20 protein-coding genes are annotated in these 20,147 nt (G+C 69.4%); 7 read left to right on the top strand and 13 right to left on the bottom strand.

What is annotated here, in order from left to right; all coding sequences use genetic code 11:
• Window positions 1-51: 51 nt before the first annotated feature.
• Complete coding sequence (locus RJ05_RS09810) at window positions 52-1,038, bottom strand: GlxA family transcriptional regulator (RefSeq protein ID WP_036535859.1); 987 nt, start codon at window positions 1,036-1,038, stop codon at window positions 52-54.
• 73 nt (window positions 1,039-1,111) lie between these two features.
• On the opposite strand from RJ05_RS09810, the gene RJ05_RS29865 reads away from it, so the two are divergent.
• On the top strand, window positions 1,112-1,324 hold the full coding sequence (locus tag RJ05_RS29865) for a hypothetical protein (RefSeq protein ID WP_104359470.1): 213 nt from the start codon (window positions 1,112-1,114) through the stop codon (window positions 1,322-1,324).
• Window positions 1,325-1,352: 28 nt separating this feature from the next.
• The gene (locus RJ05_RS09800; RefSeq protein ID WP_138445740.1) at window positions 1,353-1,877 is read left to right on the top strand and encodes a copper chaperone PCu(A)C; all 525 of its coding nucleotides are present in this window, start codon (window positions 1,353-1,355) and stop codon (window positions 1,875-1,877) included.
• A 9-nt stretch (window positions 1,878-1,886) separates the two neighbouring features.
• Here the strand turns inward: RJ05_RS09800 and RJ05_RS09795 are convergent, their stop codons facing one another.
• From RJ05_RS09795 to RJ05_RS09770, 6 genes are all read right to left on the bottom strand, one after another.
• Window positions 1,887-2,918: a hypothetical protein gene (locus RJ05_RS09795; protein WP_036535856.1), complete on the bottom strand. Its 1,032-nt coding sequence runs from the start codon at window positions 2,916-2,918 to the stop codon at window positions 1,887-1,889.
• Window positions 2,919-2,964: 46 nt separating this feature from the next.
• A complete protein-coding gene (locus tag RJ05_RS09790) occupies window positions 2,965-3,462 on the bottom strand; it encodes a hypothetical protein (protein WP_036535853.1) in 498 nt (165 codons plus the stop codon).
• Between the two features lie 68 nt (window positions 3,463-3,530).
• Window positions 3,531-4,301: an alpha/beta hydrolase gene (locus tag RJ05_RS09785; protein ID WP_036535851.1), complete on the bottom strand. Its 771-nt coding sequence runs from the start codon at window positions 4,299-4,301 to the stop codon at window positions 3,531-3,533.
• A 189-nt stretch (window positions 4,302-4,490) separates the two neighbouring features.
• Window positions 4,491-7,010: a phenylalanine--tRNA ligase subunit beta gene (gene pheT / locus RJ05_RS09780; protein ID WP_036535848.1), complete on the bottom strand. Its 2,520-nt coding sequence runs from the start codon at window positions 7,008-7,010 to the stop codon at window positions 4,491-4,493.
• 30 nt (window positions 7,011-7,040) lie between these two features.
• Window positions 7,041-8,102 carry a phenylalanine--tRNA ligase subunit alpha gene (pheS, locus tag RJ05_RS09775; protein WP_036535846.1) on the bottom strand — a complete coding sequence of 354 codons (1,062 nt, stop codon included), beginning with the start codon at window positions 8,100-8,102 and terminating at the stop codon, window positions 7,041-7,043.
• A 250-nt stretch (window positions 8,103-8,352) separates the two neighbouring features.
• The gene (locus RJ05_RS09770; protein WP_081597254.1) at window positions 8,353-9,888 is read right to left on the bottom strand and encodes an MFS transporter; all 1,536 of its coding nucleotides are present in this window, start codon (window positions 9,886-9,888) and stop codon (window positions 8,353-8,355) included.
• Between the two features lie 102 nt (window positions 9,889-9,990).
• On the opposite strand from RJ05_RS09770, the gene RJ05_RS09765 reads away from it, so the two are divergent.
• Complete coding sequence (locus RJ05_RS09765) at window positions 9,991-10,548, top strand: TetR/AcrR family transcriptional regulator (protein WP_228789489.1); 558 nt, start codon at window positions 9,991-9,993, stop codon at window positions 10,546-10,548.
• 66 nt (window positions 10,549-10,614) lie between these two features.
• Here RJ05_RS09765 and RJ05_RS09760 read toward each other — a convergent pair whose 3' ends face one another.
• The 4 genes from RJ05_RS09760 to infC form a co-directional block, all read right to left on the bottom strand.
• Window positions 10,615-11,421: a TrmH family RNA methyltransferase gene (locus RJ05_RS09760; RefSeq protein ID WP_036535841.1), complete on the bottom strand. Its 807-nt coding sequence runs from the start codon at window positions 11,419-11,421 to the stop codon at window positions 10,615-10,617.
• Between the two features lie 104 nt (window positions 11,422-11,525).
• Window positions 11,526-11,906 carry a 50S ribosomal protein L20 gene (gene rplT / locus RJ05_RS09755; protein WP_011208447.1) on the bottom strand — a complete coding sequence of 127 codons (381 nt, stop codon included), beginning with the start codon at window positions 11,904-11,906 and terminating at the stop codon, window positions 11,526-11,528.
• A gap of 102 nt (window positions 11,907-12,008) precedes the next feature.
• Window positions 12,009-12,203, bottom strand: coding sequence for a 50S ribosomal protein L35 (gene rpmI / locus RJ05_RS09750; RefSeq protein WP_036535836.1), 195 nt, complete (start codon window positions 12,201-12,203; stop codon window positions 12,009-12,011).
• Window positions 12,204-12,264: 61 nt separating this feature from the next.
• Window positions 12,265-12,918 carry a translation initiation factor IF-3 gene (gene infC, locus RJ05_RS09745; protein ID WP_081505581.1) on the bottom strand — a complete coding sequence of 218 codons (654 nt, stop codon included), beginning with the start codon at window positions 12,916-12,918 and terminating at the stop codon, window positions 12,265-12,267.
• A gap of 348 nt (window positions 12,919-13,266) precedes the next feature.
• Between infC and RJ05_RS09740 the strand changes: the two genes are divergently transcribed.
• The 3 genes from RJ05_RS09740 to RJ05_RS09730 all read left to right on the top strand — a co-directional run bounded on the left by RJ05_RS09740 (window position 13,267) and on the right by RJ05_RS09730 (window position 15,464).
• A complete protein-coding gene (locus RJ05_RS09740; protein ID WP_051016390.1) occupies window positions 13,267-13,815 on the top strand; it encodes a DinB family protein in 549 nt (182 codons plus the stop codon).
• Between the two features lie 34 nt (window positions 13,816-13,849).
• The gene (locus tag RJ05_RS09735; protein ID WP_036535831.1) at window positions 13,850-14,191 is read left to right on the top strand and encodes a DUF1844 domain-containing protein; all 342 of its coding nucleotides are present in this window, start codon (window positions 13,850-13,852) and stop codon (window positions 14,189-14,191) included.
• Between the two features lie 568 nt (window positions 14,192-14,759).
• Complete coding sequence (locus tag RJ05_RS09730; RefSeq protein ID WP_036535829.1) at window positions 14,760-15,464, top strand: alpha/beta fold hydrolase; 705 nt, start codon at window positions 14,760-14,762, stop codon at window positions 15,462-15,464.
• A gap of 51 nt (window positions 15,465-15,515) precedes the next feature.
• On the opposite strand, the gene uvrA is transcribed toward RJ05_RS09730, so the two are convergent.
• Window positions 15,516-18,443 carry an excinuclease ABC subunit UvrA gene (gene uvrA / locus RJ05_RS09725; RefSeq protein ID WP_036535826.1) on the bottom strand — a complete coding sequence of 976 codons (2,928 nt, stop codon included), beginning with the start codon at window positions 18,441-18,443 and terminating at the stop codon, window positions 15,516-15,518.
• Window positions 18,444-18,642: 199 nt separating this feature from the next.
• Here uvrA and RJ05_RS09720 point away from each other — a divergent pair, with 199 nt between their 5' ends.
• Entirely contained in the window at window positions 18,643-19,275 is a 633-nt protein-coding gene (locus tag RJ05_RS09720; protein WP_014350362.1) for a response regulator transcription factor, read from the top strand.
• 3 nt (window positions 19,276-19,278) lie between these two features.
• Here the strand turns inward: RJ05_RS09720 and RJ05_RS09715 are convergent, their stop codons facing one another.
• Window positions 19,279-20,034 carry a sigma 54 modulation/S30EA ribosomal C-terminal domain-containing protein gene (locus tag RJ05_RS09715; RefSeq protein WP_036535824.1) on the bottom strand — a complete coding sequence of 252 codons (756 nt, stop codon included), beginning with the start codon at window positions 20,032-20,034 and terminating at the stop codon, window positions 19,279-19,281.
• Window positions 20,035-20,147: the final 113 nt, after the last annotated feature.

The following is a 20,147-nucleotide window of genomic DNA, read 5'->3' as shown; positions in this document are numbered from 1 at the left end:
TTGAACGACCACGGAGCAGGCACCGGGGTATCGCCGAGTGCCCGGCGCGGTCTAGGTCCGGGTGCGCCGAGCGCCGGTCGCGAACTTCGCCCGATAACGGCTCGGGGAGATGCCGACGTCCTGGGTGAACACCGAGCGGAAGGTGACCGGTGAGCCGAAGCCGGCTTCCGCGGCGATCCGGTCGACCGTGTAATCGGTGGCCTCGAGCAGTTCCCTGGCCACCGCGAGGCGTTCGGCCGCGACCCAGCGCATCGGGGTGGTGCCGATGTCGCGATCGAAGCGGCGCGCGAGCGTGCGCGGTGACATGTTCGCGGCGCGGCTGAGATCGGCGAGGGTGACCGAGCGGCGCAGGTGTCCGCGCAGCCAGGTACGCAACTGGTCGAGCCAGGTGGCGGCGTCGTCGAGCGGCTCGGCGTGCACGTACTGGGCTTGGTCGCCGTCGCGGTGCGCGGCGATCACGAGGTTGCGCGCGATGGTGTTCGCGGCGCGCTCGCCGTGGTCGCGGCGGATCAAATGCAGGCACAGGTCCAGGCCCGCCGCCGAACCCGCGCTGGTGAAGATGCCACCGTCTTCGAGGTAGATGGCACGGGCGTCGACCTCGACGGCCGGGTACATCCGCTGCAGCAAGGGCGCGTGCCGCCAGTGCGTGGTGGCCCGGCGGCCGTCGAGCAACCCGGCCTCGGCGAGAGCGAAGGTCCCCGTGCACAGTGCGGCGATGCGAGCGCCGCGCCGGGCGGCCGCGCGCAGTTGCCGCACCAGTGGCGCACCGACCGAACGGCCCGGCGGCACGGCGGGAACGAGCACGGTGGCGGCCGCCGAGAGCGCGCTCAGCGGCCGCTGCGGGTGCAGGCGCGCCCCGGTATGGGTGCGGACACCGCGCATATCGCCGCACAGCGTCACGTCATACAGCGGCGGCGCGCCCGGATCCCAGTCGTAGCCGAGAGCTTCCAGCGGCATGCCGATCTCGAACAACGTCATGCCGTCGACGAGCGGGACCGCGATGGACGGTCTGCGTGGGGTGGCGGCGTCATCGTTCATAGTGGCAAAATCCCATCACTTTGTGTCGATTCTGCAACTCGCGACGCCGGGCGTGCGGTGCGATCGTCGAGTCATGTCCACTTCCACGCCATGCACGCAATCCTCCAGGCCGCTGCGCAGCGCACGAGCCCGGAGCCGCCGGGCCGGCCTGGCCCTGCGCGATACCGTCCGCCAGATCGCCGGCGGTGTGGACGCGTTCTCGCGGGTGCGCCACGGCCTGCCCGTGCCGCCCGGCCATCCCGCCCGCAACGACCGGACCGCCACCGGGCGACGTGCGGCTGGTTGAGCACGGCCGATCCGGTTATTCCGCCGGTATGAGACGCGCAGCAACTTTTTCGGCCCTCGCAGTCCTGCTCGTAGCAGCGGGGTGCGGCACGGACAACGCACCGGGAGAATCAAGTTCGCACGCCGCAGGCAGCGAGGCACGCACCGGCGACATCACCCTGCGCAATGTCCATATCGTGCCCGCGGTGGTGCCCGGTCAATGCGTCATCCAGGCCGACGCACCGGCGATGCTGGCGTTCGCGGCGGTGAACAACAGCCCGACCGACGCCGATCGCCTGGTCTCCATCGACACCCCGGCCGCCGAATCGGTGCGCATCCAGGCCACCCAGCAGCAACTGACGCTGCGCCCGGAGACCATGCTCACCGCGGGCCAGCCGGTCGAGCAGGTGCGGCCGCCGTCGGCGCCGGACGAGCCGATCCGGGTGATGCTGATGGATCCGGCCGATTCGGTGCGGCCCGGTAAGCACGTCGAGATGACGTTCACCTTCGACCGCTCCGGTGCGGTCACCGTCGCCGCCCCGATCGACTCCTGCCCGACGCAGCTGTCGGAGTGAGCCCGGCGATCAGCTCCCGGCGCCGCCCAGGATCTCCAGCACCTGATCGGACAGATAGAACGGTTCCAGCCGCTCCCGGATCAGCCCGGCGAGCACGCCGTTCTTCTTGGCGGCCTCGATCACCGCAGGCCCGTACCGCAAAATCTCGGTGGTGACGGCGTCGGGGGTCAGGCCGAGTTCAGGGAGCATGGCGGCCAGGGTGTAGTCGCCGTACTTGGTGAAGAAAACCTGCACGCATTCGTCGACGAGCAGGCCGAAGTACTCCTTCTCCCGGGTGGTGACCGCGATCTCGTAGCAGATGAGCACGAGTTCGCGCAGGTCCTTCTGGGTGAGGTAGTCGCGAAGGCCGCTGACCGGTTCGTCGGCGTGCAGATCCCAGAACTCCATCGCCGCGCCGTGCACCGGGGCATCGCGCAGCATCTCGCGAATCGCGTTGTTGGTGCGGCGCAGCGCGAACAGCGCGCCCTTGCCCGCCATATCGCCGATGAAGGTGTTGTCGGCGGCGACCTTCTTGGCCCGATTGGCCGCCGACTGGCCCAGCGACATCAGCGAGGAGACGCCGGGGATCTTCTCGGCGCGTTCCCGGTTGGCCTGCATGAAGTCGTTGATCAGCTTGTCGACGAACTTCGAGGCGACGGTGGCCACCAGCGGACTCTCGGTCAGCCGGTCCAGGATGCGTTCCTGGGCCTGGTGCATGGCGAAGATCTTCTCCAGCAGCGCCTCCACCGGCTCCCGCTCGACGACCTGACCGAGGGTGTAGTCGTGGCTGCCGGAGATGTTGTCGTAGATGGCGTCGGCGAAGACGCCGACCATATCGGCGATCACCGGGCTGCCGCCGATGAGGTCGATGACGGTGGCGACGGTGGCCTCGGCCTGCTCGATCGACACCACGTCGCGGAAGACGATGGTGTCGGCGACCTCGAGCACCGCGGCCACGTCGCGGGCGACGACTTCGGTGAATCGGTCGCCGCTCACCTCGGCCAGCAGGAATTCCACCTGAGCATCGAGCAGCCGTTCGGCGATATCGCGCGGCTCGGTCATCTGGTCCACCCATTCGTTGTCCGGCGCCGGCCAGACCTCGGATGGGTTACTCGTCGTCGTTGTCGCGCAACGATTTCCGGATCTGCTCCAAGCGCTCACGCGCGGCCTCTTCGCGCGCCTGCCACTGTTCGTCGGCGCTGCGGCCCGCCGGGGTCTGCCGATCGAGTTCACCCATCCCCTGCGCGGTGCCGTAGCGCTGCTCGACTTTATCCCGAACTGACTCGAAAGTAGGTACGCCGCCGGAGGAATACCCGGCGCCGGCCGCACCGCCCACCGAACCCGGTACCGGCGGTACCGCCGAAACGTCTCCGACCTGGCCCGATACCGGAGCACCCGGAGCGGATCCATAGCCTTCGTCGATCACAGTGGGCGGAGACACATCGGGATGCGGATGGATATGACCGGTTTCGGCGGGCAGGTTCACCGCGGCCGCATGCACCGCCGCCAGCGCCACCCGGCCCGCGGTGGCGGTACGGATGACGGCCAGCAGATCGGCATCGGACAGCTCGGCCAGACGCGCGGAGATCTCGGTGAACTCGCTCATACCGACAGGCTACGCAGGCCGGCGCGGATCGCCGGACGATCCGGGCGCCGTGCGCCGAATCAGGCCGATCAGGTCGGGCACACCGCGCGGGCCCAGCGCCCGATGGTGTCGATCCAGCGCCCGGCAGCCAGGGCGATGATGTCGTTGTGGCCCGCGCCGGGGAAGACGACCAGCTCTTTCGGTTCGGGAGCCGCCTCGTACAGCATCCGCGCATGCCGCAGCGGCAGCAGTTCGTCGCGGTCGCCGTGCATGATCAGCAGCGGCGCCCGCAGTTCGCGGATGCGGCGCAGGCTCGGGTAGGCATCCGGGACGAGCGGGGTGGGCAGGAACGGGTACACCGCCCGTGCCGCCGCCCGCAGCCCGGTGAAGGTGGACATCAGGATCAGCCCGGCGGGCGGATGGGCGAGCGCGAGCTCCAGCACGACTGCCCCGCCCAGCGATTCCCCGAGGTACAGCACCCGCTCGGGGTCGACACCCGGCTGATCGAGCAGGATGGTGCGCGCGGCCCTGGCATCCAGGGCGGTGCCGCGTTCGCTCGGACGCCCGGTGCTGCGGCCGTACCCGCGGTAGTCGAAGGCCAGCACATCGAAGCCGGCCTCGGCCAGCAGCGCGTACATCGGCACCCGATCCCCGATATTGCCGCCGTTGCCGTGCGCGAACAGCACGTGCCCGATCGAGCGCGGCGCACGCATCCACCACCCGTGCACGGTCTCGCCATCGGCGGTGGGGATGGACAGCTCCGTGTAGTCCAGCCCGAGCCGCGCCGGTGTCTGCTCGATGCGCCGCGGTTGCGGCTGGAAGGCCAGCGCGTTGAGGACAGGTGTTGCCGGGTGTCGCATGCTCTCGTTCCTACCGCATCCGCAGCCGGTCCTCAGCACGCCGCACGCATCGGGACCGATCTGGTCTCACCCGGCCACACCGGAGATGGTGCGGGCCGGCAGCGCAGCGATCGACCGTGGGCTCAGCCGGGGGAAGCGCAACGGCCCGGCTGCCGATCGACGACAGGCCGGGCCGTGGACAAGATTTCGCTATCCGCGCAGTACCGCGCCGACCGCCGCCGAGGCCGCCGACACCGCCGCATCGCGCGCGGCGCTGGCCTCGTCTTCGGTCAGGGTGCGATCCGGGGCCCGGAAACGCAGCGCGTAGGTGAGTGATTTGCGGCCCTCACCGGCCTGCGCACCCTCGTAGACATCGAACAGCGTGATGTCCTCGAGCAGCTCGCCGCCACCGCTGCGCAGCGCGGACTCCACCCGGGCGGCCGGCACGGCCTTCTCCACGCTCACCGAAACGTCTTGCAGCACTGCGGGGAACGGCGAAACCACCGGCACCGGACGTGCCTCGCGCAACGGCAGCGCGTCCAGGTTCACCTCGAACGCACAGGTACGCGGCGGCAATCCGGACCGTTCCAGCACCGCCGGATGCAGCTCACCGGCATGCCCGACGACCACGCCGTCGACGACCAGTTCGGCGCAGCGACCCGGATGCCACGGCAGGTACGCCCCCGCCCGGCGTTCGATGACGACACCCGCGGCATCGGCGACGGCATCGGCCAGCGCGAAGGCGTCGGCGGCCTCGGCCGGGCGGCCCTCGCCCCACGGACCGCGCGGTTCGCGGCGTCCACTCAGCACCGCGGCGACGTGGACCGGCTGGTCGGGCAGCGAGGCCAGCAGTTCGGCGACCTCGTCCTCGGTCGGGCGCCGGTCCACGGGCAGGGGGTCGACCGGACGGGTGTCCGGTCCGGGCAGCACGACCTGCGCGATCCCATAGATGGCCAGGTCCTTCGCGCCGCGCGAGATATTGCGTCCGGCCACCTCCAGCAGGCCGGGCAGCAGCGTGGTGGCCAGTTCCGGCCGCTCGACATCGAGCGGGTTGAGCACGCGGGTGGTGGTGCGGCGCGGATCGTCGGCGTCCAGGCCCCAGGTGTCGAACACCCCGGCGGGCAGGAACACCGGCGGCGGCACCTCGACGGCTCCGGCGAAGGCCAGTGCGCGGCTCACCGCGCGGCGCCGCCGCTGGGTGGGGGTCAGGCCACGACCCGCGGGGGCGGCCGGCAGCACGGACGGGATCTGCTCGAGACCTTCCAGGCGCAGCACCTCCTCCACCAGGTCGGCGGGCTGGGCCAGGTCCGGGCGCCAGCTCGGCGGGGTGACCACGAGCTGGCCGTGACCGGTCTCGGGCACGTCGACCTCGACGGTGCAGCCGATCTGCGCCAGCCGTCGCGCGGACGTGCCGGTCGGGTAGGTCACCCCTGCCACCCGGTCGGCGAGGTCGATGTCCATGTGGATCGGCTCGGTCGCCGGCACTGGTACCCGGATGTCGGTGAGCGCGGATTCGATGGTGCCGCCGGCGATTTCGGCCAGCAGCGTGGCGGCGCGGTCGAGGGCGGCGACGTTGATCTCCGGATCGACCACCCGCTCGTAGCGCTTGCTCGCCTCCGAGACCAGCTTGTGCCTGCGCGCGGTGCGATAGACCAGCAGCGGATTCCAGGTCGCGGCCTCGAGCACGATATCGGTGGACTCCGCCGACACCTCGGTGCTGGCGCCGCCCATCACACCGGCCAGCGAGATGACGCCGGAATCGTCGGCGATCACCACGTCCTCGGCGTCGAGGGTGCGCTCGGTGTCGTCGAGGGTGCGCAGGGTCTCCCCCGCGTGCGCGGGCCGCACCACCAGGCCACCGGTCAGCTTTGCGGCGTCGAAGGCGTGCAGCGGCTGGCCCAGTTCGAGCATCACGTAGTTGGTGACGTCGACCGCCGGCGAGATCGGCCGCACTCCCGACAGCAGCAGCCGCCGCTGCAACCACCATGGGCTCACCGCGTTCGGATCGATCCCGGTGACCCGGCGCACCGCGAACCGGGTGCACTTCGACTCCGGTTCCAGCCGCACCGGCCAGGCGTCGGCCTCGTCGTCGGGCAGCGTGCGCACCGCCGGATCGGCGTACTCCAGATCGAAGCCGCAGGCCAGCTCACGCGCCAGGCCGCGCACCGAGAAGCAGTAGCCGCGGTCGGGGGTGATGTTCAGTTCGATGACGGTGTCGTCGAGACCGAGCAGCTCGTTGGCGTCGGCGCCGGGTTCGGCGGTGCCGGGCTCGAGCACCAGGATGCCCGAATGGTCCTTGCCGATACCGAGCTCGGCGACCGAGCAGATCATGCCGTTGGAGATGTGACCGTAGGTCTTGCGCGAGGAGATGGCGAAACCACCGGGCAGCACGCCGCCGGGCAGCACCACGACCACCAGATCGCCGACCGTGAAATTGCGGGCACCGCAGACGATTTCCTGCGGCTGTACTTCTGCGCCCGGACCCACCCTGCCGACGTCGACCTTGCAGAACCGGATCGGCTTCTTGAACTCGGTCAGCTCGGTGATCTCCAGGACGCGGCCGACCACCAGCGGCTTGTCGATCTCACCGCCGACCCGCTGCAGGGTGTCGACCTCTTCGACCTCGAGGCCGACGCGGACGAATCCGGCGTCGAGTTCCTCGGGCGTCACCGACCACTCGGGGGCGGTGCGCGCGATGATGTCGGTCAGCCAGGACTGCGCTACTCGCACTTGACGTTTCGCTCTCTCGATCGAAGGTGGTCAGGACCGGATACCGAAGGGCAGCGTGAACCGCACGTCGCCCTCGACGATGTCGCGCATATCCGGAATGCCGTTGCGGAACTGCAGGGTTCGCTCCAGGCCCATACCGAAGGCGAAACCGCTGTATTCCTCGGGATCGATCCCGCTGGCGATGAGCACCTTGGGGTTGACCATGCCGCAGCCGCCCCATTCGACCCAGCCGGCGCCGCCCTTCTTGTCCGGGAACCACACGTCGACCTCGGCGGAGGGCTCGGTGAAGGGGAAGTAGTTGGGGCGCATACGGGTCCGCGTCTCGGGACCGAACAGGGCCCGGGCGAACGCGTCCAGCGTGCCGCGCAGGTGCGCCATGGTCAGGCCCTTGTCCACGGCCAGGCCTTCGACCTGCGAGAAGACCGGGGTGTGGGTGGCGTCGAGCTCATCGGTGCGGAAGGTGCGGCCCGGGCACACGACATAGATCGGCAGCTCACGTTCCAGCATCGAACGCACCTGCACCGGCGAGGTGTGGGTGCGCAGCACCTGCCGCGACCCCTCGGGCGCGATGTGGAAGGTGTCCTGCATGGTGCGGGCGGGATGGTCGGGCAGGAAGTTGAGCGCGTCGAAGTTGAAGTGCTCGGTCTCCACCTCGGGGCCCTCGGCGACCTCCCAGCCCATCGCGACGAACACATCGGCGATCTGCTCGGAGATGACGGTGATCGGGTGTCGTGCGCCGACCGGCTGCCTGCGCGCGGGCAGGGTGACGTCGATGCTCTCGGCGACCAGCACCGCGGCGTCGCGTTCGGCCAGCAGCGCCGCGCGCCGCGCCTCGAAAGCTTCCGAGACCCGGGTGCGGGCCACATTGACGCGCTTGCCCGCGTCGGCCTTCTCCGTCTTGGGCAGTGTGCCGAGGGCACGCTGGGCCAGCGCGATGGGCGACTTGCCGCCGATGTGCTCGGTCTTGGCGACCGCGAGCGCATCCAGGTCGGCGGCCGCCGCGAACGCCTTCTCGGCCGCCGCCGCGGCCGCGGCCAATGCCTCCTCGGTCAGCGAGGCGTTCTGCTCGACTGCGCTGTTGTCGTCGCCCACGATCGTTCGTCTCTCCCCTGGGGATCGGTTCTCCGGGTGCGGACCATTCCTTACCCACATTGCTGCTGGTCGAATCGTATGCGATGCGGATCGGGCAATTCATCCGGATTACCTCGGGCCGGGCGGGGGTGTTGTGCTAGCGCCGCCCTGGCGCTGGTCGACGTGCCGACTCGGCAGCGTGGGCGGGGCGGCGGCCCGACACAGGCAGCCCGGTGGTCGTCGTGACCACCGGGCGTGCCGGGTTCGGCGGTCAGGCGGTGCCGGCCGGTACTTCGCCGTTCTCGGCCGGTGCAGGGAACGGAGCGCCGGCCGACTGTGCGTCGCGGGTCCCGGCCTTCCGGGCGGGGGCTTCGGCGGCTCCCGCCGGTTCGATCCGGCTGGGCAGCAGCAGCGCGACGAACGCGCCGACCGCGACGATCCCGGCGCCCACCCAGACCGCGGGAACCAAGCCGTCCACGTAGCTCTGCGGGTCCAGGTAGGAACCATGGGAGGCGAACACCGACGCCAGCACCGCCACGCCCATCGCGACGCCGACCTCGCGCACGGTGTTGTTCGTCCCCGAGGCGATCGCGCGGTCCTCCGGGTCGGCGGCGGCCATCACCACGGTGGCGCCGGGGGCGAAGGTCAGGCCCATGCCGAGGCCGCCGAGCAGGAACGGCCCGACGAAGGCGCTGTAGCTCGCGTCGACGCTGATGACGGTGGCCATCCAGGCCAGCGCTACCGCCAGCGAGGCCTGCCCGGCGGCCAGCAGTTGGCGCGCGCCGACCCGGTCGACGATCAGCCCGGCGATCGGCGCGACCACCATCGGGGCCATCGTCCACGGCAGGGTGCGGATGCCCGCGGCCAGCGGGTCGAGCCCCTGCACCACCTGGAAATACTGGGCCAGCAGGAAGATCGACCCGAAGACACCGACCGAGAAGGTGAAGCCGGTGGCATTGCTCACCCGGAAGGCCCGCGAACGGAACAGCCGCAATGGAAGCATCGGCTCCGGTACCCGCAACTCCCAGGCGATCAAGCAGGTCAGCAGGATCGCGCCGGCGATCAAGGCGCTGAGCACGCCGAACGAGGTCCAGCCGTCCTCTGCGCCGTGGATCACGCCCCACACCACCGCGAGCACGCCGGCCGAGGCCAGCACCAGCCCGAGCGGATCGAGGCGGCGCGCACCGCCGCGCGATTCGTCCAGGATCCTGGCCGCGAACGGCAACGCCAGCACGCCGATCGGGACGTTGATCCAGAAGATCCACTGCCAGCTCAGCCCGTCGACGACAGCACCGCCCACCACCGGGCCCAGCGCCACGCCGAGACCGGTGATACCGCCCCAAATGCCGATCGCGGCGCTGCGCATCTTTTCCGGCACCGCCGCCGACAGCAGCGTCAACGACAGCGGCATCACCGCGGCCGCCCCGAACCCCTGCACGGCGCGGGCGGCGATCAGCTGCCAGGGTTCGGTGGCCACGGCGCAGGCCGCGGACGCGAGGGTGAACACCGCGATGCCGGCAAGGAAGATGCGCCTGCGCCCGAGCCGGTCACCGACCGCGGAGGCGGTGAGCAGCAGCGACGCGAACGCCAGCGTGTAGGCGTTGACGAACCACTGTAGGTCGGCCAGGGAGGCGCCGAGTTCGGCCCGGATCACCGGTAGCGCATTGGTGACGACGAGGTTGTCCAGCGTGACCATGAAGGTCGGAATACCGACCGCGGCGAGCACCGCGGCCAATGGGCGGCTGCCCTGCTCGCGGAGGCCGGCGGGGGGCGGCGCGCCAGGCGCGGTGGTGAGTATCTCGGTCATGTCCAGCCCTTGTTGTAATCGACTGATAACTAACGTCCAAAGAGTATGCATCGACTGATAACATGTCAATGGGTGGCCGCACCGAGACGATCAGGAGCACCATTGACGACCAAGACCCGGATGAGCGCGGCCGAGCGCGGCGAGCAGGTGCTGGCCGCGGCGATTCAGGCGTTCGCCGAAACCGGTTACGCGGCAACGAAAACCGATGACATCGCCCGTCGCGCGGGGGTCTCCCAGCCCTATGTGATCCGATTGTTCGGCACCAAACAGGAGCTGTTCCTCGCCGCGTTGAACCGGGTCTGCGACCGGATCCAGACGGTGTTCCGCGAGGCCGCGGCGACCGATCCGAACCCGACCGCAGCGACCCTTGGCCACGGCTACAGCACCTTTCTCGCCGAACGCGAGCTGCTCCAACTGCTCCTGCACGGCTTCGCCGCCAGCGCGGATCCGGTCATCGGCGAGCAGACCCGCGCCCGCTTCGGACAGATCTACGACCTGGCCCGTGAGCTGACCGGCGCATCGGCCACCGAGGTCCGCCGGTTCATGTCCACCGGCATGCTCCTGACGGTGATGACATCGATGCAGGTGGCAGGACCGAACGCGATACCCGCGCCGTGGGCGGCGGAAATTCTGGAGGATCTGGGGAAGTCCGGCGACTGAGATCGACCCGGCCTGCCGCCGCCGCGCGGACTGATATCGTTGGCGGGCGCCCGAATCCGGACCCTCTCACGTGTGGCGGAAACGCACTCGCGAGTTCGCGTACAGGCAGATCGATGCGGCTGTGGCCAGGTTGAGGCTTTCGGCTCGCCCGCGGATGGGGATGCGCACCCGATGGTCGGCGCGGGCGGCGACGGACGGATCCAGACCATGTGCCTCGTTGCCGAACAGCCAGACGACAGCTCCGGTGAACAGTTCGTCGGCGTCGTCGAGTTCGACTTCGCCGTCGGCCGCGGTGGCCAGCACGAGGATGCCGGCGGCGGAGATCTCGTCCAACGTCGCGTCGATGTTCCGGCCGCGGGCGATCGGCACGTGGAACAGGCTGCCGGCCGCGGCGCGCACGCATTTGCCGTTGTGCGGGTCCACGGAATCACCGGCCAGGATCACCCCGTCGCCGCCGACCGCGTCGACCACACGAATCAGCGTGCCCGCGTTACCCGGGTCGGCCATCTCCACCGGCACCGCCAGGATGCGCGGCTCCGCGGCCAGGATCGCCCCCGGTTCGACATCGAGCGTCTCGCACACGGCCACCAGCCCCGGCGGCGTCACGGTCTCCCCCAGCGCCTGCGCGGCGCGATCGCTCACCAGCGTGGTCCGCACCCCCTGGGCGGCGGCGCCGGCGACGAGCTCGTGCTCACGAGTGGCGGCGGCCGCCGAATAGAACAGCTCCCGTACCCGTCCGGTCGCCAGGGCCGCGGTCACCGAATTGGCGCCTTCGGCCAGGAACAGGCCGGTCTTGCGCCGCTGCGGCGCGCGATGAAGCTTGACCGCCGACACGATGCGCGGATTGCGCACGTCGATCGCGTCAGCGGTCACGGTCGCCCGCCGGGATCCGACAGCACAGAACGACCCGTGGGTTGCGCTCGGGGAGCGCGTCCACGGGTCGTTCCGGAAGATGTCCGCGAGTCACGGCACCCGGCTCAGGCGGCCGGGGCGTTGACGTCCTGCGGCAGCGCGGCCTTGGCGATGGCGACCAGGCCGGCGAAGGCTTCGGCGTCGGAGACGGCCAGCTCGGCGAGGTTCTTGCGGTCGACCTCGACACCGGCGGCCTTCAGGCCCTGGATGAAGCGGTTGTAGGTGATGTCGTTGAGCCGCGCGGCGGCGTTGATGCGGGCGATCCACAGCTTGCGGAAGTCACCCTTGCGCGCCCGGCGGTCCCGGTAGGCGTAGGTGAGCGAGTGCAGCTGCTGTTCCTTGGCCTTGCGGTACAGCCGCGAGCGCTGGCCGCGGTAGCCCTTGGAGGCCTCGAGGATGGAACGGCGCTTCTTCTGAGCGTTGACGGCCCTTTTGACGCGTGCCACTGGTCAGTCCTGTTCGATCGGGGGGCGCGAGCGGGCGCCCGGGTGTTGTCGGATTGGTCGGCGTCCGTGATCGGAACGCGCGAGCGTGCCTGTGCGGCGGTATCAGATACCGAGCAGCTTCTTCACGCGAGCGACGTCGGCGGACGCGACGACCTCCTTGCCGTCCAGACGACGAGTACGGCGCGTGGGCTTGTGCTCGAGCAAGTGGCGACGGTTCGCCTGCTGACGCAGCAGCTTGCCCTTGCCGGACACCTTGAATCGCTTCGAGGCGCCGCTGTGGCTCTTCATCTTCGGCATGGATTCCTCAATCTGTCTCGTGCCCGCGGTCGCGCATGGACCGCCGACGTTCTGATCGGTATTACTGCGGGCCGGCCTGCTCGGCCTGCTCCGCTTGCCCCGCGGCGCTCGGCTGCGGGCGGGCGGCCGAGTCCTGCTGCGCCTTGGCGCGCGTCTTCGCGCCCTTGTGCGGCGCGAGGACCATGGTCATGTTCCGGCCGTCCTGCTTGGCCGAGGTCTCGACGAAACCCAACTCCGCGACGTCGGAGGCCAGCCGCTGCAGCAACCGGAAACCGAGCTCGGGCCTGGACTGTTCACGACCCCGGAACATGATCGTGACCTTGACCTTGGACCCGGCCTCGAGGAAGCGAACCACGTTGCGCTTCTTGGTCTCGTAGTCGTGGTCGTCGATCTTGGGGCGGAGCTTCTGCTCCTTGATGACGGTCTGGACCTGGTTCTTCCGGGACTCGCGCGCTTTCTGCGCGGTCTCGTACTTGAACTTGCCGTAGTCCATGATCTTGCAGACCGGCGGTCTGGCATCCGGGGCCACCTCGACCAGGTCGAGGTCGGCTTCGAGAGCGACGCGTAGTGCATCTTCAACACGCACGATCCCAACCTGTTCACCGCCGGGTCCGATGAGGCGGACTTCGGGAACGCGGATGCGATCGTTGATGCGGGTCTCAGTGCTGATGGGGCCTCCTAGGTCAAGCGGTGTCGTCGGACGACCGCAGGCAATAACTGCAACCCCTTGTTCAACACAAAGGCCCCGTCGCGGTATTTCCCGCTACGAGGCCCGAGGTCGACCGATCATCGCAGGTGATCACACCTGCGATCCCGCATCGACAGCGATGCGGGAACCCGCCGCGTAGGGCGGGCGACCGGACCGTTGTCCGTACGAATACTCGTCGGCAACGGTGGGAGTCGGGCTCCACTTATCTGCCCCGGCGTCGTCGTGCGTGCGCCGTTCCCGGCTCCACGCACGAACCACCCAGGGCGGTCGTCGCAGAACAGCTTAGCAGCTGCGCCGCCAGGAACCCAATCGGGTCGACGAGCCCACCCCTACGGGCGAAAACCGGTTGCCCGTATGCGGGCCGCGTGCCACGGTCCTTCGGTGCCCGATTCTCATCGCGACCTGTTGACCTGGCAATTCGAGCTGACCTGGGCTGTTGCCGACTATCACCTCGCCGCCCTGGCCGAAGACGATTTCCTGGCCGAGCCCGGCCCGCTCTGCTGGACGGTGCGCCAGGACACCGACGGTCACTGGCGTCCCGATTGGGCCGATACCGAGCCCGATCCGATTCCCGTCCCGACCATCGCATGGCTGAGCTGGCATATCGACTGGTGGTGGAGTACCGCCCTCGATCAACTGAGCGGGCGGCCGTTGCGCACCCGTGAGAGCGTGCACTGGGCGGGGACCGGTGCGGGCGCGGTGGAACGGATCCGGCAGCTGCGCGACGAATGGGTGGCGGGGCTGGGCGCGCTCGGCGAGGCCGACCTCGACGCGCCGGTGGCGTACCCGTGGCCCGCGCAGGCGGGGCTCACGGTAGCCCACCTGGCTGCATGGGTGAATGCGGAGCTCATGAAGAACATCGCCGAGATCGGGCAGCTGCGGCTGACGCGGGCGGCGGGGTGAACGCGCGCCGAGCGCGGGTTCTAGCCTGATAGCCATGACTGAACAGCCCGACAGCTCTGTGCGTGAACTGGCCGATATCCCCGCGGTGGAGGTGATCAGCCGGGCGGCGGTGATGCTGATGAGCTCGGCGGCGGAGAAGCTGGGGCTGGCCGATGAGGACCCGGAGACCAGCAGCCGCCGCGATCTGGACGAGGCCCGGCGGCTGATCACCGCGCTGGCCGGTCTGGTGACGGCATCGGTGGAGTATCTGGGCCCGCACGCGGGGCCGATCCGCGAGGGCCTGCAGTCGTTGCAGAAGGCGTTCCGGGAATCGTCGGCGCATCCGGACGAGCCGGGCAAGGGGCCGGGCGAGAAGTACACCGGTCCGGTGTACTGACCGAGCGTCGTCGCACCGAACACCACGAAGGCCGGGTCCCGCGGGACCCGGCCTTCGTTCGTCGATCACATCCCGGGCGTTACCGAGATGGCCGAGCCGGTGCTGAGCATGTTGGCGATGGCGGTGAAGATGTCGCCGAGGCCCGCGCTTCCTGAGTTCATGGTGGGTGTTCCTTTCGGTGGATCCGCGCTCAGGCAGGCGTGCCCGGTGTGTAGTTGAGGGACGAGCCGCTGCTCAGAAATCCGAGGATCTGGGTGATCAGGGCCCCGATGTCGACGCCTTCCATGGCGGGAATTCCTTTCGTTCTCACCGGCCGCGCCGGCTGTCCAGCGCCGCGCCCCCAACCCTCTGGGACACGCGGTCGCGCCGATCCTACACACGCATGTTTCACTTTTAGGGCAGAATTCCGGCAAATTCCCCCGCCCCGCTGCGCCGGCTGCCGCGAATGCCAGACGCCACCAGCCGCGCCGATGCCTCGAATTCTGAGATACCGTGTCGCACACCACATTTCAGCGGGCTATCCGGAACCGCGCACGGTCCTGTCGGCCCGGCATGGGATGCTCTTGAGATGGCACGGATACTTCTGGTTCCCGGTTTCTGGTTGGGCGCATGGGCGTGGGACGAGGTCGCGGACGATCTGCGCCGCCACGGTGACGAGGTACATGCCCTGACCCTGCCCGGCCTCGACCCGCACGACGAGGACCGGCTCGACGCCACCCTCGAGCGCCAGGCCGAGGCCATCGTCGAGGCCGCCGCGGACCGGACCGCGGTGCTCGTCGCGCATTCCGGTGGGGGCGCGGCCGCCTATCTGGCCTGCGATCTGGCACCGGAGCGGTTCTCCCGGGCGATCTACGTCGACAGCGCGCCGCTGCCCAACGGTTTCGTGCTCAACTCCGAACTCGACCTCGCCGCTCGCGAATATCCGCTGCCGGAGTGGGGCGAACTGACCGCCGACGGCGACAACCTCGCCGGCCTGGACGAGGCGGCCCTGGCGACGTTCCGTGCCCGCGCGGTCTCCGAACCGGCCGCGGTGGCCGCGGCGCCGCTACGGCTCGGCGACCAGCCCGCGGGCCGGCAGATCCCGACCACGGTGATCTGCAATACCTTCACCGCCGAGGTGGTGCGGAAGCTGCGCGACGAGGGCCAGATGCCGATGTTCGCGGAGCTGGCCCGCATCGACGCCGAATACGTCGACCTGCCCACCGGCCACTGGCCGATGTGGTCCAAGCCGCACGAACTCGCCGACCTGATCCACACCATCGCCCAGCGCTGAGCGCGGCGGCGCGGCGGCGGCCGGAGATCCCACGGCCGCCGCGCCGAGCGGTCAGCCGACGACGGCCGCCTTCTTCGCCACCCGTTTGGTCGCGCGCTTGGGTTTCACCGCCGCGGGCTCGGCCGGCTTGCCGAGCACCTCACGCAGGAATTGCCCGGTGTAGCTCTCGGGCACCGCGGCGACGTCTTCCGGTGTGCCCTGGGCGACGACGGTGCCGCCGCCGGAACCGCCCTCGGGACCCATGTCGATCACCCAGTCCGAGGTCTTGATGACGTCGAGGTTGTGCTCGATGACGATCACCGTGTTGCCCTTGTCGACCAGTCCGTTGATGACCACGAGCAGTTTGCGGATGTCCTCGAAATGCAGGCCGGTCGTCGGCTCGTCGAGGATGTAGACCGTGCGTCCGGTCGAGCGCTTCTGTAGCTCGGCGGCCAGCTTCACGCGCTGGGCCTCACCACCGGAGAGCGTGGGCGCGGGCTGGCCGAGCCGCACATAACCCAACCCGACGTCGACGAGAGTCTTGAGGTAGCGGTGGATGGAAGTGACCGGCTCGAAGAACTCGGCGGCCTCCTCGATCGGCATGTCGAGCACCTCGGCGATGGTTTTGCCCTTGTAGTGCACCTCGAGGGTCTCCCGGTTGTACCGGGCACCGTGGCAGACCTCGCACGGGACGTAGACGTCCGGCAGGAAGTTCATCTCGATCTTGAGGGTGCCGTCACCGGAGCAGGCCTCGCAGCGGCCGCCCTTGACGTTGAACGAGAACCGGCCCGGCTGGTACCCGCGCACCTTCGCCTCGGTGGTGGCCGCGAACAGGGTGCGGATCTTGTCGAACACACCGGTGTAGGTGGCGGGGTTGGAGCGCGGGGTACGCCCGATCGGTGACTGATCCACCTGCACCAGCTTGTCCAGGTGGTCGAGCCCGTTGACCCGGGTGTGCCGGCCCGGCACCTGCCGTGCCCCGTTGAGCCGGTTGGCCAGCACGGTCGCGAGGATGTCGTTGACCAGGGTGGACTTGCCCGATCCCGATACGCCGGTGACGGCGGTGAGTACGCCGAGCGGGAACGCGACGTCGATGCCCTTCAGGTTGTGCTCGTTCGCCCCCACCACGGTGACCTGGCGCTTCTTGTTCACCGGGCGGCGCACCAGCGGCACCTCGATCTGCTCGCGACCGGACAGGTAGGCACCGGTCAGCGAGTTCGGGTCGGTGAGCAACTCCTGGTACGGGCCGCTGTGCACCACCTGCCCGCCGTGTTCACCGGCCAGCGGGCCGATGTCGACCACCCAGTCCGAGGCGCGGATGGTGTCCTCGTCGTGTTCGACCACGATCAGGGTGTTGCCGAGCTTCTTGAGCCGGGTCAGGGTTTCGATGAGCCTGCGGTTGTCGCGCTGGTGCAGGCCGATGGACGGTTCGTCGAGCACATACAGCACGCCGACCAGGCCGGAGCCGATCTGGGTGGCCAGCCGGATGCGCTGGGCCTCACCACCGGAGAGGGTGGCCGCGGCGCGCGAGAGCGTGAGGTATTCCAGGCCGACGTCGAGCAGGAAGCCGAGCCGGGCCTGCACCTCTTTGAGCACCTGCCCGGCGATGGCGGCCTCCCGCTCGCCCAGGGTGAGCCCGTTCAGGAACGCCGAGCAGGCGCCGATGGACAGATCGCACACCTCGGCGATGGACTTGCGTTCGCCGTCGGCGGCGAGGGTGACCGCGAGGATCTCCGGACGCAGCCGCGCGCCGTTGCAGACCGGGCACGGCACATCGCGCATGTACCCGTCGTAGTGCTCCTTCATCTGCTCGGACTCGGTGTTCTCCATGCGCCGCTGCAGGAACGGCATCACGCCTTCGAAATCGGCGTAATAGGAGCGCTTGCGCCCGTACCGGTTGGTGTAGGACACGTGCACCTGATCGGAGCTGCCCTCGAGCACCGCCTTGCGGGCCTTCACCGGCAGCTCCCGCCAGGGCGTGTCCATGGAGAAACCGATGGCTTCGGCCAGGCCGGACAGCAAGCGGGTGAAGTATTCGGCGGTCTGCCCGCGCGACCACGGCGCGATCGCGCCCTCGGCCAGGCTCAGGTCGGGATCGGGCACGACCAGTTCCGGATCGACCTCCTTGCGGATGCCGAGGCCGGTGCAGTCCGGGCAGGCACCGTAGGGCGAGTTGAACGAGAACGAACGGGGCTCGAGATCCTCGATATCGAGCGGATGACCGTTGGGGCAGGCCAGCCGTTCGGAGAAGCGGCGCTCGCGGTCGTGGGCGTGTTCGTCGCGGTCGACGAAATCGAGCACCACGATGCCGTCGGCCAGCCGCAGCGCCGTCTCGATGGAGTCGGTGAGCCGCTGCTTGGAACCGGGCTTGACGGCCAGGCGGTCCACGACCACCTCGACGTCGTGCTTTTCCTGCTTCTTCAGCTTCGGCGGATCGGTGAGCGGATACACCACACCGTCGACCCGCACGCGCGCGTAGCCCTGGGTGTTGAGCTGGTCGAACAGGTCGACGAACTCGCCCTTGCGGGTGCGCACCACCGGCGCGAGCACCTGGAATTTGATGCCAGGCTCCATGGCCAGCACCTGGTCGACGATCTGCTGCGGGGTCTGCTTGGCGATGAGCTCACCGCAGACCGGGCAGTGCGGGGTGCCCGCGCGGGCATAGAGCAGACGCAGGTAGTCGTAGACCTCGGTGATGGTGCCGACGGTGGAGCGAGGGTTGCGGTTGGTCGACTTCTGGTCGATCGACACCGCGGGCGACAGGCCCTCGATGAAGTCGACGTCGGGCTTGTCCATCTGCCCGAGGAACTGGCGCGCGTACGCCGACAGCGACTCCACATAACGCCGCTGACCTTCGGCGAAGATGGTGTCGAAGGCCAGGCTCGACTTGCCCGAGCCGGACAACCCGGTGAAGACGATCAGGCTGTCGCGGGGCAGGTCGAGATCGACCCCTTTGAGGTTGTGCTCCCGAGCTCCGCGCACGGTGAGGCGTTCCGCCACCAGGTGGGTCCCTTCTCTCTTCGATGTCCCGCGTACCGGGTTCTGGCATGCCGATATGTCCCCGGCGGCCATGCTAGGCCGGACCACCGACAAGTTTTCCCGGGCGAGGGTCGAGGCCCGCCAGATGACTTTCGGCCATCCCCCACAGCCGTTCGGCGAGCTACCTTGACCAGGGTAGACAAACGAACAGGAGTCGGCTGTGCTCGAGGTGTTCCTGGTCGACGATCACGAGATCGTCCGCCGCGGTCTGATCGACCTGCTGGAGAGCGATCCGGATCTCACCGTCGTCGGCCAGGCCGGCGACGTGGCGAGCGCGATGATCGGCATCCGGGCGCTGCGGCCGCGAGTTGCGGTGCTGGACGTGCGATTACCCGATGGCAACGGCATCGAGCTGTGCCGCGATCTGCTCGCCGAGTTCGACGATCTGCGCTGCCTGATCCTGACCTCCTACACCGACGATCAGGCGATGCTCGACGCGATCCTCGCCGGAGCCAGCGGATATGTGGTGAAGAACATCAAAGGGATGGAGCTCGCCGACGCCGTCAAGGAGGTCGGCGCGGGCCGTTCGCTGCTCGATACCCGCGCGGCGGCGGCCCTGCGGACCCGGCTGCGCCGCAGCACCGAGGACGACGGTCCGCTGGCCGGGCTCACCGAGCAGGAACGCAAACTGCTCACCCTGCTCGGCGAGGGCCTCACGAATCGGCAGATCGCCGCGCGCATGTTCCTGGCGGAGAAGACGGTGAAGAACTACGTCTCCCGGCTGCTCGCCAAGCTCGGTGTGGAGCGGCGCACCCAGGCGGCGGTGCTGGCCACCAAGCTCGGCGAGCGGTAGGCGCTAGCGGGCCGGGCGCACCAGGGCCAGGTCGCCGTCGTAGCGGCGGTAGAGCAGATGACCGCGGCCGGTGCGGGCATCGGTATAGAACAGGAACGGCAGGCCCCGCCAGCACAGCTGGGTGGCGGCGTCGCCCTCGTCCAGTCGCGGCGCGGGTGCGGCGTCCACGGTCAACGCCATCGGCGCCGGCGCGGTTTCGATCGGGTCGGTGGTGTGCTGGCGGATCATGTGCACCCCGTCCGGGTCGATCCAGTGCACCACGGCCTCCTCGCCGGTCGCGGCGTCGGTGAACAGGTGCACGTCGTAATCCATGGCGTCGAGCACCTCGATCGCCTGCGCCGGAGTGCTCGTCACCAGGGCGTAGTCCTTGCGCCGGGTGATCGGGCGCTGTTCGGTGACCCGGGCCAGCGGCGGTCTGGCCGGATCCGGCCAGACCCGCGGGGTCGGATCGGCGCCGAGCCGGGCGATCTGGCGGTCCAGGCGTTCGGCCGCGAAGGTGACCGCGAAACCGCGCGGGCCGGGCACCTGCACCCGGGTGCGGGTGTCGCGGGAGTGGATATTGGCCTGCACGACCGTCGGCGCATCGGCGTCGGCCGGCGCGGTGACGCGCACGTGCGCGGCCGCGTCGAGATGGTGCCTGCGCAGTACCCGCCCGATGGCCCGCACCGCACGGGTCACGTCGGCCGGAGGTACCGCACCACGGGTGGTGACCGCGAGGTCTGGCTCGGTCGCGGTGTCCCACAGTTCCAGCGAATTCATAGGAAACCCCTGCTTTCTATTCTCGCCGTGCGGATATGCCACCATCACGCGGAGATCACGAACAGGGCCGAAAGTCCCCGATCGCGCCATAGCATTGGTCCGACGCCGCATCG

It is taken from the genome of Nocardia cyriacigeorgica NBRC 100375, from assembly GCF_000308555.1.
In the GTDB taxonomy this organism is placed as follows: Bacteria; Actinomycetota; Actinomycetes; order Mycobacteriales; family Mycobacteriaceae; genus Nocardia; species Nocardia cyriacigeorgica.
The sequence above is the reverse complement of the archived record's forward strand: the minus strand, read 5'-3'. Positions and strand labels throughout refer to the sequence as shown.